Annotated in this window: 12 protein-coding genes; 4 read left to right on the plus strand and 8 right to left on the minus strand. The window is 74.5% G+C overall.

The genetic code is table 11. From position 1 onward, the window contains the following. Nucleotides 1–118: 118 nt before the first annotated feature. The 4 genes from ACIGYR_RS20575 to ACIGYR_RS20590 form a co-directional block, all read right to left on the minus strand. A complete protein-coding gene (locus ACIGYR_RS20575; RefSeq protein WP_391840382.1) occupies nucleotides 119–517 on the minus strand; it encodes an ATP-binding protein in 399 nt (132 codons plus the stop codon). A 352-nt stretch (nucleotides 518–869) separates the two neighbouring features. After that, nucleotides 870–1,295 carry a (deoxy)nucleoside triphosphate pyrophosphohydrolase gene (locus ACIGYR_RS20580; protein WP_399597550.1) on the minus strand — a complete coding sequence of 142 codons (426 nt, stop codon included), beginning with the start codon at nucleotides 1,293–1,295 and terminating at the stop codon, nucleotides 870–872. Nucleotides 1,296–1,325: 30 nt separating this feature from the next. Further along, nucleotides 1,326–1,517 carry an SPOR domain-containing protein gene (locus ACIGYR_RS20585; protein ID WP_399597548.1) on the minus strand — a complete coding sequence of 64 codons (192 nt, stop codon included), beginning with the start codon at nucleotides 1,515–1,517 and terminating at the stop codon, nucleotides 1,326–1,328. Between the two features lie 379 nt (nucleotides 1,518–1,896). Then, nucleotides 1,897–2,649, minus strand: coding sequence for a GntR family transcriptional regulator (locus ACIGYR_RS20590; RefSeq protein WP_399597546.1), 753 nt, complete (start codon nucleotides 2,647–2,649; stop codon nucleotides 1,897–1,899). A gap of 420 nt (nucleotides 2,650–3,069) precedes the next feature. Here ACIGYR_RS20590 and ACIGYR_RS20595 point away from each other — a divergent pair, with 420 nt between their 5' ends. Further along, the gene (locus tag ACIGYR_RS20595) at nucleotides 3,070–4,332 is read left to right on the plus strand and encodes a serpin family protein (RefSeq protein WP_399597544.1); all 1,263 of its coding nucleotides are present in this window, start codon (nucleotides 3,070–3,072) and stop codon (nucleotides 4,330–4,332) included. 223 nt (nucleotides 4,333–4,555) lie between these two features. Here the strand turns inward: ACIGYR_RS20595 and ACIGYR_RS20600 are convergent, their stop codons facing one another. After that, complete coding sequence (locus ACIGYR_RS20600) at nucleotides 4,556–6,754, minus strand: DEAD/DEAH box helicase (protein WP_399597541.1); 2,199 nt, start codon at nucleotides 6,752–6,754, stop codon at nucleotides 4,556–4,558. Between the two features lie 154 nt (nucleotides 6,755–6,908). Continuing rightward, nucleotides 6,909–8,234: a DUF1266 domain-containing protein gene (locus ACIGYR_RS20605; RefSeq protein ID WP_399597539.1), complete on the minus strand. Its 1,326-nt coding sequence runs from the start codon at nucleotides 8,232–8,234 to the stop codon at nucleotides 6,909–6,911. A gap of 305 nt (nucleotides 8,235–8,539) precedes the next feature. Here ACIGYR_RS20605 and ACIGYR_RS20610 point away from each other — a divergent pair, with 305 nt between their 5' ends. The 3 genes from ACIGYR_RS20610 to ACIGYR_RS20620 all read left to right on the plus strand — a co-directional run bounded on the left by ACIGYR_RS20610 (nucleotide 8,540) and on the right by ACIGYR_RS20620 (nucleotide 10,116). Further along, nucleotides 8,540–8,782: a hypothetical protein gene (locus ACIGYR_RS20610; protein ID WP_391840370.1), complete on the plus strand. Its 243-nt coding sequence runs from the start codon at nucleotides 8,540–8,542 to the stop codon at nucleotides 8,780–8,782. Between the two features lie 10 nt (nucleotides 8,783–8,792). Then, nucleotides 8,793–9,278 carry a hypothetical protein gene (locus ACIGYR_RS20615; protein WP_400014272.1) on the plus strand — a complete coding sequence of 162 codons (486 nt, stop codon included), beginning with the start codon at nucleotides 8,793–8,795 and terminating at the stop codon, nucleotides 9,276–9,278. A gap of 100 nt (nucleotides 9,279–9,378) precedes the next feature. Then, nucleotides 9,379–10,116, plus strand: a complete 738-nt coding sequence (locus ACIGYR_RS20620; RefSeq protein WP_399597535.1) for a thioesterase II family protein — start codon at nucleotides 9,379–9,381, stop codon at nucleotides 10,114–10,116. Between the two features lie 55 nt (nucleotides 10,117–10,171). Here the strand turns inward: ACIGYR_RS20620 and ACIGYR_RS20625 are convergent, their stop codons facing one another. Then, nucleotides 10,172–12,250 (minus strand): beta-ketoacyl synthase N-terminal-like domain-containing protein, encoded by a 2,079-nt coding sequence (locus tag ACIGYR_RS20625; protein WP_399597532.1) that lies wholly within the window; start codon nucleotides 12,248–12,250, stop codon nucleotides 10,172–10,174. Then, nucleotides 12,247–15,489 carry an amino acid adenylation domain-containing protein gene (locus tag ACIGYR_RS20630; protein WP_399597530.1) on the minus strand — a complete coding sequence of 1,081 codons (3,243 nt, stop codon included), beginning with the start codon at nucleotides 15,487–15,489 and terminating at the stop codon, nucleotides 12,247–12,249. Before ACIGYR_RS20630 ends, ACIGYR_RS20625 begins: the two co-directional genes overlap by 4 nt. Nucleotides 15,490–15,492: the final 3 nt, after the last annotated feature.

The raw sequence follows: 15,492 nt of genomic DNA on the forward strand, positions 1-15,492 counted from the left end.
TTCTAACCAGGGAACACACCGCCGAATCCCGCTCCGCCGGACTGCGTGCGCCCCCGGCGCGCACGATGGCGGCACACCGACGGCCGTACACCCCCGTGCCCCCCGCGGGGTTCGGGCCTCACCCGGGCACCGCCAGCTCGAACCAGACGGTCTTTCCGGTGGCGCCGGGCCGGGTGCCCCAGCGGCGCGAGGAGCCCGCGACCAGCTGGAGGCCCCGCCCGCTCTCGTCCTCGGGGTGCGCCACACGTTCGCGCGGCGGGTCCGGCAGCGGGTCGGAGACCTCCACCCGCAGCGTGTCGTCGAGCCCGGCGGGGCGGACCAGCCGTACGCCGATGGGGCCGGTGGCGTGCCGCAGCGAGTTGGTGACCAGCTCGCTGACCAGCAGCGCGGTGAGATCGGCGACGCAGTCCAGGTCCCAGCCGTGCAACTGCCCCCGGACCGCCGAGCGGGCGGCGCGCACGGCGCCCGGCTCCGCCGGAAACGTCCACTCGGCGCACTCACCATCGGTGTCGATCACGCCGATCACTTCCCAGGCCAGCGGAGCCCACCCATGTCCGTTTTCATGGGGTTAATGGCCACATACCCGATATCCGGTGGGCAGTACCGCACGAGAGGGCGCACTGTGGCACGAACGGCGTACGAGGCGCTCGGCCGAGTCGGCGCGAGCCTCACAAACCCCCGGTCGTGCCCATCCACCACCCGCCTCGGCCACCCGGGACGTGCCCCCGCCGGTCGGATCGGTCGCGCGTAGGCGGCCCGCGTCAGCCGGACAAGTCTGCCGGGACGCCGCCCCGTCAGTCGGGTAGGTCGCGTGGAAGGCGGCCCGCGTCAGTCGGATCGCCGCGTCCGGGACGCGGTCCGGTGCCGCGCTAGGCCGAGAACGCGGTCAGCTTCTCGATCTCGCGCACCGCCGCCGTGTCCTGGTCCAGCCATGCCACGTGCCACAGCTCCGCCGGTGTCAGCCAGCGCAGGTCGTCATGGTCCTGGAGGGGCCGGGGCGCGGATGAGCCGGGGCGCAGGCGGGCGGTCCACACCTGAAGGACATACGGCGTCCGCAGCGGCCATTCCCCCGGCACGCGCCCTACCGGCTCGGCGTCGATGCCCAGTTCCTCACGCAGTTCGCGCACCAGGGCGTCCTCGGGCCGCTCACCGGCTTCGACCTTGCCGCCGGGCAGCTCCCAGCGCCCGGCGAGGTCGGCGGGCGCGCTGCGGCGCGCGGCGAGCAGCCGGCCGCCGTCGAGCAGGGCAGCTCCCACCACCACGATCGGTTCCGCTTGAGGAGTCATGCGCGTCATGCAGCGGAGCCTACGGGAGCTCGCGGACGGTCAGTTCCGCGCGCCGTCCCCGTTCTGGCCGATGCGCTCGACCCAGTAGAGCTGCTGGTGCCCCCGGTCGTCGAAGCTGTCGGCGATCTTCTGTGCCTCCGCACGGGTCGCGTAGCGGCCGACGCGGTAGCGATTGCCGCTGTCGTCCTGCCGTATCACGATCCAGGGCAGCAAGACCGTGCCCTCACTCATGGCCCCCACCGCCCGCGCCCCTTCTTGCACCGCCCCACCCGCTTCCCCCACCTAAGGAAACCGCAATCCGCATATGCCCGAGCGTACGCCCAACCTTTACGCTGCGAATACGACTTTTCACAAAGAGGTACGCAACCAGCCAGAACGCCGGGGGCGCACGGGACCGAATGCGCCGTCGGAAACTCCGCTGCCTCGGGTCGGGGCCATGCCGGGGCAGCCGGGGTCACCTGGGAGAACGGCCGGATTGCTGCGGGCCCCGGACACGGGCGGCGGCCTGAAGGCAGGGCGCGGGCCCAAAAGGCGCGTCAGGGTGTGCGCTACCTCATGTGAAGGGGCGCACAGAGTCGCGTCCGGCCCGCCCACCGGCCTGTCGGGACGGTCATTTGACGGGCAGGTGGAAGGCGACCCGGTAACGGTCGGCCGGGATCACCACGTCGGCGGTCTCGACCGGGCGACCGGAGGCGAAGTACGTGCGCTGGACGACCAGGACCACATGACCGGGGACGCCACCGAGCAGGTGCAGTTCCTCGGCGAGGCCGGGGCGGGCGCCGACCTCCTCGGTGACGTTGTCCACGATGACGTCGATCGCCCGCATGCGCTCGACCACGCCCATCCCGCCGAGGGGGCCCTCCTCGGGGAGCATCACCGGGGTGCGGCCCGTGACGACGAGGGGCTCCCAGGAGGTGGAGAGCATCATCGGCTCGCCGTTCTCCCGGAAGAGGTACTTGGTGCGCATGACCCGGTCGCCGGTGTGGATCGCGAGCCGCTCGGCGGTGGCGGCGCCGGCCTCCGTCTGCTCGCTGCTGGACTCCCAGGTGCCGCGCACCGTGGCGTCGGCCTGCTCCTGCCGGAAGGGCGTGGCGCCACCGGCCGGGCGGTATCCGGAGCGGGCCACCCGCCGGGGCACGGGCCGCTCACGCACATACGTCCCCGAGCCGGAGCGGCCCTCGACCAGCCCCTCGGCCATCAGCACCTTCCGGGCCTCCAGCGCGACCGTGTCCGAGACGCCGTACTCCTCGCGGATGCGGGCCTGGGAGGGGAGCCGGGTGTGGGGCGGCAGTGAACCGTCGGCGATCTTCTTGCGGAGATCCCCCGCGACACGCAGGTACGCCGGCTGCTCACCGAAAGTCACTGGCCGCTCCCATCAGGTTGTACAGACAGCAACAGCCTGGCAACCGTGGGTTGTGCCATGCAAGCAAAGGCCAGAGAATCACTCGATGTGATGACAAGGGGCCGGGGAGGGCTTTACCCAGGCACATTCTCTCCCGTATAGGGGTGCTCGCCGAAAGGCGGGCTCACACCTGGGTGGGGGCGTCGGTCCGGACCGGCGCCGGAGCGATGCCCGGCCTCTCCGCGGGTCGGCCCGCCGAGGATCGGCCCGCGCCGACCGGGCCGGCTGGAACGGCCCTTCTGGCTGGTGGGGGCCGGGAGGCGGGTTGAGGTCACCGGTACCGTGCTCCTGGACCGGGCGACGGCAAGGACCGGCGGCCGGTCCGGCGGCTGGACCGAGGTACGGCTGGCCGCGTGTCGAACGGGGCGGGACGGGGGCGGAATGCGCGGGGAGACTCAGGCGGGCGGCCGGGCGAGCAGTCCGGTGGGCGGGCCGGTGGGCGGTGCGGCGGTCCGGGCGGTGAACGGGCTCACCGCCCGGTGGGCGGCGACCGTCCGCGACGGCACGGTCTTCTCCGCCGCCGGGGTCTGGCCCCTGCTGGCCTTCCTCGCCGACGGCGCGGACGGCCCGGCGCGCGCGGAACTGGCCGGTGCCCTGGGCGTGCCGGCCGAGCAGGCGGCCGGTGCCGCGCGGGAACTGCTGACGGGGGTGGCGTCGGTGTCCGGCCTGGACGCGGCGCTCGGCCTGTGGACGCACCACGGGCTGCCCCTGCGGGAGGAGTGGCGGGCCCAGCTCCCCGCCGGGACCCACGGGGTCTTCGGGGACGACCTCGTCACCGCCCAGGAGCGGCTGGACGCCTGGGCGGCCGAGCGGAGCGGCGGGCTGGTGGAGCGCATGCCGGTGACGCTGACCCGGGAGGCGCGGATGGTGCTGGCCAGTGCGCTCGCGCTGCGTACGACCTGGCGGCAGCCGTTCACGGAGCTGCCGCTGCGGCCCGATTCCGGCCCCTGGCAGGCCCGTACCCTGCGCGGCCTGCACCGGCGCAGCGTGCGGCCGGACCGGGTGGGGGTGGCGGGCACCCCGGACGGCTTCGTCACCGCGCTGACGGTGCCCGGGGACAAGGGCGTCGACGTCCATCTGGTCCTCGGCGAGGAGCGGATGACACCGGGTCAGGTGCTCGCGGCCGGCGTCGCCATCGTGGAGCGCGGCCTGCCGCTGACCGGGGGCGGCGCCCTGCCGCACGGGCATGTCGGGCCCGGCCTGCGGGTGGAGCAGCAGCCGGCCGCCACGCCGGAGCCGAGGACGCTGGACGTGCGGACGGTGGCGTACGAGGTACGGGCCGACCACGATCTGCTCGCCCTGTCCGGTCTCTTCGGTCTCACGGCGGCGACGGACGCCCGCGCCGGCCACTTCCCGGGGGTGAGCGCCCACCCGCTGGCCGTCGGAGAGGCCCGCCAGTCGGCGGTGGCCCAGTTCGGCGCGCTCGGCTTCCGGGCGGCGGCGGTGACGGCGGTCATGGCGGCGCCGGGCGGGGTGCCGCAGTACCGCTACGAGACCACGGTCGTCCGCGTCGCCTTCGACCGCCCCTTCGGCTTCCTGGCGGCCGACCGCGACTCCCGCCTGATCCTGGCGGCGGGCTGGGTGACGGATCCGGCACCCTATCCGGTGACGGGATTCGGGTCCCCCGCGGCGCCACCGCTGTGACAGGGGAGCCGGGCCGGGAGCCGGCACTCGGGCGGCGAGACATCGGCCCCGGAGGGAAACCGCAGCGCCCGGAAGGGAACCGCAGCGGCCGGAGCGAAGCCACAGCGCCCCAAAAGAACCGCAGCGGCCGAAAAGGAACCGCGGCGCCCCGAAGGGAACCGCAGCGGCCGGAGGGGGACCGCGGCGCCCCGGAGGGAACCGCGGTGCCCCCGGGGTCGGGTCGTCAGCGCTCGGGGGCCGTGGTCTCGGGTTCGGTGCGGGGGCTGTCCGCCAGGCCGAGGCGGGCCTGCTCCTCCTCGACGATCAGGCGCGCCAGCTCGGTGTCCGAGACATCGACGGCGGCCGGGGTTGATTCGGCCACCTCGCTGCGGCGGGCGTACGCGTCGAACAGCCGCGTCTTGCGCTCCAGCATCCGCACCAGGTGCTCGTCCACCCCGCCGGTGGCCAGCAGGCGGTGCACCTGGACCGGTCGCAGCCGGCCCATGCGATGAGCCCGGGCCACCGCCTGGTGCTCCAGCGTCGGCTTGATCTGGGGCTCGCAGATGACGACGACGGACGCGGCCTGGATGTTGAGGCCGACACCGGCCGCCTGGATCTGGGCGAGCAGCACCGCCGGCCCCCGCACGGCCGCGAACTCGTCGACCACGTTCTGCCGCCGCCGGGGCGGCACGTCTCCGGTGAGCGGACCCAACACCGGGACGCGGTGGCCTCCTTCACCCTGGAGTGCGTCGCGCACCACGCCCAGTACGTCGCGGAAGGCGGAGAAGACGAGCGTCTTCTGGCCGTTCTCACCGGCCTCCCGGACGATCTCCCGGAGCCGGCCGAGTTTGGCCGACCGGTCCGGGTTCCGGTAGGCGGCCCTGCGCATCGCCATGAAGTTCCCCGCGCGCACGGCCTCCCGGTAGGCCGCCTCGTCCGAGGCGCTCAGTTCCTCCCACGCGTCCGTGTGCTGGAGAGGGGGCAGTTCGGTCAGCACGTCCTTCTGGTTGCGGCGCAGGTAGACCGGCGCGACCGCCTTCCGGAAGGCCACGGACCCGGCCAGGACGTCACGGTCCTCGAGGCGTTCGGCCACGTCCTCGTCGAGCATGCGCACCAGGCTGCGGAACTCGGCGACCCGGTTCTCCATCGGTGTGCCGGTCATGAACAGGACCCGTCCGCAGTGTCCGGCCCACTGGGCGACGGCCTGGGAGCGCAGTGCCTGGGGGTTCTTGACGGAGTGCGCCTCGTCCACCACCAGCATCCCGATCTCTCCTCCGCCCGGGACCGGGAACCCGCGCAGCGCGTCGTAGGTCGTCACGCCGACCCCGCCCCGCCCCTTCCAGTCGGCGAAGGCGTCCTGCCGGTCGGGGCCGTGCAGCGGCAGGGCACGCAGAGTGCTGCGCGCCTCGACCTCCCGGGTCCAGTTGACCAGGACGCTCGCCGGGCAGACCACCATGAAGTGGGTGTCCCCGGCGGCGGCGAGATGCGCGAGCGCGGCGATGGCCTGGATGGTCTTGCCGAGCCCCATCTCGTCGCCGAGGATCACCCTGCGCTGGGCGAGGGCGAACCGGGCGCCGAACGCCTGGTAGCCGCGCAGCGACACCCGCCGCCGGGAGTCGTCCAGTCGCTGGGCCCGCACCCGCTCGGAGATGTCCTCGGGCAGGAACCCCTCGGCGGCGGCCGTGTCGGGAGCGCACCCGGAGATGTCGGCGAGCAGGCCGTAGTACTCGGCGGGGCGCAGCTCGAAGTCCACCCAGGCCGCGATGTCGTCCGACGGCCCGCGCAACAGGTCGACCGACGCCTGCGCGTACGACTCCGGGGTGCCGGCTCGTTCCGCCTCCGCGAGGATCACCCGGAGCTGCTCGACGGCCTCCCGGGCGCGGGCCCGTCCGGCCCGCCCGGCGACCAGCATGCTCAACCGTCGGGCCGCCGGCCTGGCCTCCGTCAGCACGGGGCCGAGCCGCCGCGCCAGCTCGGTGGCCCCGCCGACCGCGCGCCGTGCGTCCGGACCCGCCTCCACCAGCACGTGCAGCGCCCTGACGAGCGCGGTCGTGCGCGGCTCCGGCCGGTCGACGTCGAGGTGCACGGCGATGGTCTCGTGCACCGCCTCGGACAACCGCTGTGCGGCGGCGACGATCTGGTCGACGGTCCGCTGCCCCACCCCGGGGATCTGCCGCAACCGGTAGGGGCCGGCGTCGAGGACCTGACGGACCGTGCGCAGGCCGCTCTTCTCGACGTTCCCCAGCCTCAGCCGCCCCTCGGTGGCATCCTGGAGCCGGGCCACGGGGATGGCGTCGAGCGCCTGCTCCACCGCCGTGTCCTGGATCGGCTTCAGCGCCGCCCGCACCGCCTCGACGGCCCTGTCGTGATCGCCGACCACGGCCTGAGCGGCCTCACACAACCGTATCCCGCGTGCGACCGCGTCCCGCTCGGCCCGCCCCATGCGCCCCCCTGCCCGACTCGTTCCGGCCATCCTCCCAGCAGCCGGTAGGGCGAAGGGGCCGGGCCGCAAAGGACTCGCTCCCTTGGTACGGGCCGTTCGCGAGGGAGCGCGTGAGGTCCGGAACCGGGCCGGGCCAGGACGTCTGCCGCGCCGGTCACGTCTCCCGGGGCAGGTGGAAGGGGACGGTGTTCCAGGGGCTGTCCGGGTGGGTGGTCAGGGTCTGGTGGGCGGTGAGCATCTCCTGGTACCAGCCGCCGTACTCCTCCTCGTCGAAGTGCAGGCAGCGGCCCAGCACATAGCCGGCGGAGAAGTCCTGCCAGGAGGTGTGTGCGGACTGTGCGGCGCCGCTCGCCTCGACGACGGCCTCGCGCATCTCCGCGCGGGTGGCGAAGCGAGCGCCGTAGCCCCAGCGGGCCATCATCGAGGCGCGGCCGATGTCCCAGGCGGCGACCGAGCGCACCACGGCGTCCGCCGTGAGCACGCCGTCGGCGCGGAACCGGGCCTCGTAGCGCAGCACCTTGCCGACCAGGCCGACCACGTGGGCGACGAACTCCTCCCAGTCCGGCCCGATCTCGCCCGGCGGCAGTTCGGCGGCGCGCTCGCGCAGCGTCAGCTCGACGCGTTCGCGCCACGCGGCGGCGTCGACGGTCCGCGGCCGGCCGTCCGGGGACGGGTGGGCGAGGGCGTTGCGCGCGTCGAGGACGAACTCCCAGTACCAGGGGGTGAGCTCGCGGGCGAGGAGCCGCCGTTGGATCTCCTGCCACTGCGCCCGGTCGGTGACGTCCCACCACGCGGCGAGCCGCTGGTGCTCCATGGACAGGCCGAGGCCGTGGTAGTGCGGGTTGTTCCAGGTCTCGCCGTTGACGAAGCACATCTGGGCACCGAGGGCCAGGCCGTGCAGGAGCGGACCGAGGGGCGGTGCGCCGGTGCGCAGGGTGACGAGCCGGTCGGCGCGGCCGTCGGCCTCCCAGTGCTCCTGGTGCAGTGCGCGCCACACCCGGCGCTCCTCGGCGTCGGCCGACATGAGCATCGCGCACGGCGTCCGGTTGTTGACGGCGATGCCCGCGACGTCGTCGGGCAGGCCGTCGGCCAGGTCACGCAGGGTGTAGGACTCGAAGACCAGGTGCGGGTGCGGGCGGGGCAGCAGACCGTGGGTGTAGACGGCGACGAGCCGGCCGACCTCGGTGTCGTGGACGTGGAAGGTGCGCCCGCCGGGGTCGGGTGAGGTCTCCTCGCGGCGGAACGGCACGTACACGCCGTCACCGGCGAGTGCCTCCAGGTAGGCGAGTTGCGTGTCCTCCCGGGCCTCCTCCTCGGCGTCCGCGTCCGCCCACTCGGTGGTGGCATGGCGGGTCAGCAGCTCGTACAGGTGCTGCTCCAGCTCGGCGGGCGCCTGCCAGGTGCCGGGTTCGGGCACCGGGACGTCCGGCAGCGCCTCGTCGTGATCGTCCAGTTCACCGACGACGTAGGGCTCGGCCAACTGCCGCTCCCACCGGCTCTGTTCCCGCCGAGCCGCTCGCTTCCGGCTGCCGAACACCCCGTACCCCCACTTTCGCGATCATGACCGCGGCCACTCTACGACCCACGGCGGCACCGGTCGCGAAGGGGCCGCCGGCACCCGGAAGGGCGCCGCTCCCCCCTGTGGCCACAGGCCCGGCGGTGCGATCGGCAGCCGGTGGCGGCGCGCTGACTCCGCGAAGCTGCCGCTCCGACCGCCGGTCCCGGTCCGGCTCCGCCCCTACGGTCAAGTCCCGTATCGGTCGGCAGAGTTGGGAAGGGGCACAGATGAACAAGGGTCTTCGTACAGCGGCCGCCGCGGCGGCGCTGGTCACCGGGCTGGTCACGGCGGCCGCCGCGCCGGCGGCGGCGGCCGCCCGGCCCGAGCGGATCACCTCGCAGGAGCAGCTGGCGGCGAGCATCGCCAAGGCCGTCGCGGCCGAGCAGGAGAACGGCGCCGTCACCGACGGCGTCGTCGGCGGCATCGTCGCCGACAGCGGCAAGCCGGGCGTCCGCGCGGCCGCCTGCTAGGGGCGCGGAGGTGAGCACCGTGGACGGTTCCGCGGGGCGACGGCCCCTCAACTGGTGTCCCTCCGGCGACGCGAGCCGCCCGGAGAGCGTGGTGCTCGGCGTCCGCTCCGGGGACCGCGGCGAGGTCGTCTACCTCGCCGATCCGGTACCGGCGGCCGAGGTCCTGGGCAGCATCCCGGAGGGCATCGCCGCCAACCGGGTGCTGCGGTTCGCCTCGCACTGCGTGTCGGACTGCGCGAACCGGGTGGGCGAGGCGTGCGGTCTGATCGAACGCATCCGGGCCGTGCCGGCGAAGACCGAGGCCGGATCCGCGGCCGTACCACGGTGCCACCTGCGTCCGCACTGCAAGTGGTGGAACCAGGTCGGCGTCGAGGGCTGCCACCGCTGCCCCGCCGTCGTCACGCTCAACCCGCACGACGACGAGCTGAACGTGCTCGTCGCCAACCCCGAGACGACCTTGGAACAGCTGGAGAGCTGGATGGCCGCGGCGGAGTGATCCGGCCGGCGCGGACGCGGGAGACAGGGCCCCGGGCCGGGCGAACCGGCACGGGGCCCGGCCCGTTTCAGGTACTTCAGGAGAAGAGAGAGGGACTTTCATGGACGGCTGGATACGGCGCTTCCACCCCGCCCCCGACGCCCCCGCCCGGCTGCTGTGCTTCCCGCACGCGGGCGGCGCGGCCGCCGCCTACCACGCCCTGTCGGCCGCGGTCGCCGGTCCGCTGGAGCCCCTGGTGGTGCAGTACCCGGGCCGGCACGACCGCCTCGCGGAGCCGTTCGCCGAGCGGATCGACCAGGTCGTGGACGCCGTCCTGGACGCGCTGCCCGCGGAGACGGCGAGCAGGCCGCTCGCCTTGTTCGGGCACAGCATGGGCGCGCTCGCGGCGTTCGAGACGGCCAGGGCGCTGCGGGCGCGGGGCCGGGCGCCCGCCGCGCTGTTCGTGTCGGGGCGCGGCGGCCCCTCGCTGCCGGTCGTGACGCGGTGGGAGGGGGTGCCCACGGACAAGGACCTGCTGGCGGAGCTGCGGCTGCTGGCCGGTACGGACGACAGTCTGCTGACCGACCCGATGCTGCTGGAGGTCGCGCTGCCCGCCCTGCGCGCGGACTACGCGATGCTGTCCGCCTACTCCTACCGTCCCGGCCCCCGGCTGCGCTGCCCGGTGGTGGCGCTGACCGGGGATGCCGATCCGAGGGTGCCGGTGGCGGAGGTGCCGGCCTGGCGGCAGGAGACGGAGGGACCGTTCACGACGCACGTGCTGCCCGGCGGGCACTTCTACCTGGACGGCCATCTGCCCGCTGTGGCCCGCGTGCTGACGTCGGTCCTCGTTCACGCGTGAGGCACGGGAAAGGGGCCGGTGGCGACCACCGGCCCCTTTCCCGTGCGCTCATGCCTCACGCGTTCTCGAACTCGCTGAGCAGCGCGTCCAGCGCGTCGTCCGGTTCCCGGGCCTCGACGATCCGCCGGGCCAGTTCGTCGAGTGTCAGCTCTTCCAGGAACAGGGTGAGCGGCACGTCGATGCCGAAGTCGTCGCGCAGGCAGCCGACCAGGTGGACGGCGGCGAGGGAGTCGCCGCCGGCGGCGAAGTACGTCATGCTCAGGTCGCCGTCGTCCAGACCGAGCGTCTCGGCGAGGAGGGCGCGGACGGACGTGTCCAGCCCGGCGCCCGCCTCCGGCGCCTGCGACCGCGGCTCCTGGGAAGCCTGTTCCTGGGAAGCCTGTTCCTGGGGCGCCTGTTCCCGTGCGGCCGGTGCCGCCCCCAGGCCGAGCTGCCCGTAGCTCTCCCCGCCGAACGGGTACGTCGGCAGTGAGACCCGGCGGCCCCGCCGCGGCCACGGCAGCTTCTCGTCCCGCAGCCACGCCTCCCCGATCGCGCGCAGGTCGTCCGCGGCGGCCGGGGCCGATGCCGGGCGGCCCGTCGCGAGTTCGCCGAGGCGGATCGCGGCCTCCTCGCGGTCGGCGGCCAGGACGTAGGCGCGGACGGCGAGGGGGGCGCGGCCGAAGCGGAGGGTGTGGGCGGTGTCGGCGAGGGTGGGGGCGTCCGGGGCGCGCAGGGCGGTGGCCAGGCGGCCGGCGAGGGCCTTGAGGGCGTCCTCGGTGTGAGCGGACAGAAGCAGCACCTCCGGGCCCGAGGATCCGGTGTCCCGGGGGCGGGACGGGGCCTGTTCCAGGACGACGTGGACGTTGGTGCCGCCGATGCCGACGGAGCTGACCCCGGCCCGGCGGCGGCCGTACTCGGGCTCGGGCCAGTCTTCGGCCTCGGTGACGACGTGGAACGGCGAGTCGTCCAGCGCGAGTTCGGGGTGCGGGTGGCCGGCTCCGGCGGTCGGGGCGATGACGGCGTGCTCCAGCATCAGCACGGTCTTGATGACCCCGGCCACGCCCGCGGCCGCGTCCAGGTGGCCGATGTTCGCCTTCACCGAGCCCAGGCCGATGGAGCCGGTGCCGAGGGCGCCCTTGAACGCGGCGGTCGCGGCGGTCGCCTCGATGCGGTCGCCCAGCTCGGTGGCCGTGCCGTGGGCCTCCAGGTACTGGGCGTCGGCCGGGTCGAGGCCCGCCGTCGTCCATGCCTCCACGATGGCGGCGGTCTGCTGGTCGACACCGGGGGCGGTGAAGCCGACGCGGGCGGCGCCGTCGTTGGTGACGGCGCTGCCGCGGATGACCGCGCGGACGGGGTCTCCGTCGGCGAGCGCGTCGGCGAGACGGCGCAGCACGACCACACCGACGCCGTTGCCGGGCACGGTGCCGCCGGACGCCTCGTCGAAGGGGCGGCAGCGGCCGTCGGACGAGAAGATCCCGCCCTGGTAGTGGACGTATCCGCGGCTGCGGACGGTGTCGACGGCGACGCCTCCGGCGAGCGCGGTGTCGCAGTCGCCGAGGAGCAGTGCCTGGCAGGCGAGGTGGATCGCGGTCAGGGAGGTGGAGCAGGCGGTCTGGACGGTGAGGCTCGGGCCGTCGAGGCCGAGCCGGTAGGAGATCCAGGGGGCGAGGAACTCGCGGTCGGTGAGGATGCGCACCTGGAGCGCGCCGATCTGCGCGGCCAGCCTGGGGTCGGTCTGGGCGGCCAGCATGTGTTCGGTGACGCCGCCGCCGACGTAGACGCCGGTGCGGCGCGGTGCGCCGAGGGGGTCGTGGCCGGCGTCCTCCAGGGCGGACCAGGCGGTCTGCAGGAGCAGCCGGTGCTGCGGGTCGAGGGCGGCGGCCTCGGTGCGGTTGAAGCCGAAGAGGGCGGCCTCGAAGCGGTCGGCGTCGGCGAGGACGCCTTTGGACGGCACGTAGTCGCGGCCACGGATCTCGTCCGGGTCCGCGCCGTCGGCGAGGAGTTCCTCCTCGGTGAAGTCGGTGATGGAGGTGACGCCGCCGAGGAGGTTCTTCCAGTACGTGTCGAGGTCGGGGGCGCCGGGGAAGCGACCGCTCATGCCGATGACGGCGATGGCGGAGTCGAGGGCGTCGGGAGCTGTGGTGTCGGTCATCGGAGTGTGCCTTTCCGGGAGCGGAGTCGTCGGGCGGCGGTGCGCCGGTGGTGTCGTTCACGGCCGCGGGCGGCGGAGTCGGTGGGGTCCGCCACGCGGGCCTGGTCGAGGCGGGCGGCGAGGGAGGCGACGGTGGGGTGGCGGAACAGGTCGACCAGGGTGAGCCCGCCGTCCGCGGTGGCCTCGCGCAGGGCGGCCAGCACACGCATCAGGCGGACCGAGTTGCCGCCCAGGTCGAAGAAGTTGTCGTGGGCGTCGACCCGGTCCATGGTCAGGACGCGGGCCCAGATGTCCGCGACCAGCCGCTCGGTCGCGGTGCCGGCGGCCGTGCCGCCCGGGTCCGGGGCGTGGCGGGTGACGTCCGGCTCGGGCAGCCGGGAGCGGTCGATCTTGCCGTTGCCGCTGAGCGGCAGTTCCGCGAGGCGGACGAACACCTCGGGGACCATGAAGGCCGGCAGCCGCTCGGCGAGGTGGGCGCGCAGGGCGCCGTCGGCGGGTGGCACGGCTCCGTCGCGGCAGACCAGGTAGGCGGCGAGCCGCTGTTCCTCGCCGGTGCCGCGCACGGTCGCCGCGGCGATCCGCACGTCCGGGTGGGCGGCCAGCAGCGACTCGATCTCACCCAGTTCGATGCGTACCCCGCGCAGCTTGACCTGGAGATCGCTGCGGCCCTGGTAGGTCAGCACCCCGTGCGCGTCGACGCGTCCGAGGTCCCCGCTGCGGTACATCCGGGTGCCGGGGGCGCCGTAGGGGTCGGCGACGAACCGCTCGGCGGTCAGGCCGGGTCGCTCGATGTAGCCGCGGGCGAGTCCGGCGCCGGTGATGTAGATCTCGCCGGTGACGCCGACGGGGACGGGGCGCAGCCACTCGTCCAGGACGTAGCAGCGGCTGCCCGCCACCGAGCGGCCGAGCACCACCGGGTCGCCGGGCGTCAGGTCGGCCGTGTGGGAGTAGACGGAGACCTCGCTCGGTCCGTAGGCGTTCACGATCCGCCGGCCGGGCTCGTGCAGCCGCTCGACGAGTTCGGCGGGGCAGGACTCGCCGCCGACCGCGATGGTGCGCAGGTCGGGCAGCTTTCCCTTGACGTCGGGCAGCAGCATGGCGGCGGACGGCGGCAGGAACACATAGGTGATGCGGGAGTCGCGCAGCCGGTGCAGCAGGCCCTCGCCGAACCGTTCGTCCTCGGTCGGGACGTGCAGTTCGGCACCCGCGACCCAGGGGAAGAACAGGTCGGAGACGGCGACGTCGAAGCCGAACGCGACGAACTGCAGCACCCGGTCGCCGGCCGTCACCGGGAAGGAGTGGCGGACGGCCGTGGTCAGGTTGACCAGGGAGCGGTGCTCGACGGCCACGCCCTTGGGGCGGCCGGTGGAGCCGGAGGTGAACAGCACGTAGGCGAGGTCGCGGGCACCGGGTGCCGGGCCGTCGGCGACGGGCGGCGGCTCGGCCGGGTCGGTGCGGTCGACGCGCAGAGCGGGCACGCCGAGTGCCGCGGCCCGCTCGGCGGTGGCCTCGGAGGTCAGCAGCAGGCCGGTGCCGGAGCAGTCGAGCATGTAGCGCAGGCGGTCGTCGGGATGGGCCCGGTCCAGCGGCACGTAGGCGCCGCCGGCCCGCAGCACCGCGAGCGCGGCGATGCCCTGGTGCGCCGAGCGGGGCAGGAGCAGTCCGACACGGCTGCCGGGGCGTACGCCGGCGGCCCGCAACCGGGCCGCCAGCGCGTCGGCGCGCTCCAGCAGCGCGCGGTAGGTGAGCCGTTCCCCGCCGTGCACGAGCGCGGTGGCGTGCGGGCGGGCCGCCGCGACGCCGGCGATCAGGTCGGGCACCAGCCGGTCGGCGGGGGCGGCGCCGGAGAGGCGGTCGTTCTGGGCGAGGAGCAGCCGCCGCTCGTCCTCGGCGACCGGGGCGAGGCGGGAGAGGGGGGCGTGCGGGTCGGTGAGGAGGCCGTCGAGGAGGACCGTGAAGTTGTGGGTCCAGCGGCGCACGGTCGCCGCCTCGAACAGGTCGTCACGGTGGATGAACTGGGCGGCCAGGTCCTCCCCCCAGCGCTCCACGTGCAGGTGGAAGTCGAACTTCGCCGTGTCCAGGTCGACTTCGAGCCGCCGTGTGCCGGCTCCGGCGAGGTCCAGGGTGAGGGCGGTGTCGTCGTCGTAGGAGAAGACGACCTGGACCACCGGGTCGTGACCGGGCTCGCGGACCGGGGCGAGGGCGTCCACCACCGCCTCGAACGGGGCGTCCTGGTGCGGGGCGGCGGCCCGCAGGGCGGTGCGGACCCGGGCGGTCAGCTCGTGGAAGGAGGGGTCGCCGCTCACGTCGACGCGCAGGGCGAGGGTGCCGGCGAGCATACCGACGGTGTCCTGCAGGTCGGGATGCTCGCGGCCGGACACCGGGTAGCCGATGACGAGGTCGTCGCGGCCGGAGAGCCGGGCGAGGAAGGCGGCGTAGGCGGCGAACAGCGCCATGAAGGGCGTCGCCCCGCAGGCGCCGGCCGCTTCGGCGAGGCGGGCCCGCGTGGCGGCCGGAATCAGGAAGCGGGCGGTGCCGCCGCCGGCGGAGCGCACGGCGGGCCGGGGCCGGTCCGTGGGCAGCTCCAGGGTGGCGGGCGCGCCGCGCAACGCCTCCACCCAGTGCCGTACGGCCGTGTCGTACTCCCCCGCCGCCTGGCGTTCGCGCTGCCAGACGGCGTAGTCCGGGAACTGGAGCGGCTGCCCCGGTGGGCTGTGTGGCCGTCCGGCCGCTTCGTCCCGGTAGGCGGCGCCCAGCGCGTCCAGCATGACGCCCAGCGACCAGCCGTCGCAGACCAGGTGGTGGGCGACGAGCAGCACGCGGTGGGTGCCGTCGTCGACGGCGTACACCGTGCAGCGCAGCAGCGGTCCGGCAGCCGGGTCGAAGGGGCGGGCGGCCTCCTGTCGCAGCAGCGTGTCCACCTGGCCGGCGGGAACGTGGTCCCGGTAGGTGAGCGCGGCATCGCCGGCGGCCCGCACGCGCTGGGTCTGCGTGCCGTCCGGGGAGGTGCGGAAGACGGTGCGCAGCGACTCGTGCCGGGCGACCAGCGTGTCCAGGGCACGGCCGAACGCGGCGACGTCGAAGGGGCCGGTCACGGCGAAGGCCGCCGGCACGTTGTACTGAGCGGTGCCCGGGTTCAGCTGGTCGAGGACGAGCAGCCGGCTCTGCGCGTCGGAGACGGGGAACTCGTACTCCTCGTGGACGGCCGGCTGGACCAGGGCAACGGTGTCGGTGGTCATGGG

Origin of the sequence: Streptomyces sp. NPDC053076, from assembly GCF_044546845.1 — a bacterium.
Classification (GTDB): domain Bacteria; phylum Actinomycetota; class Actinomycetes; order Streptomycetales; family Streptomycetaceae; genus Streptomyces.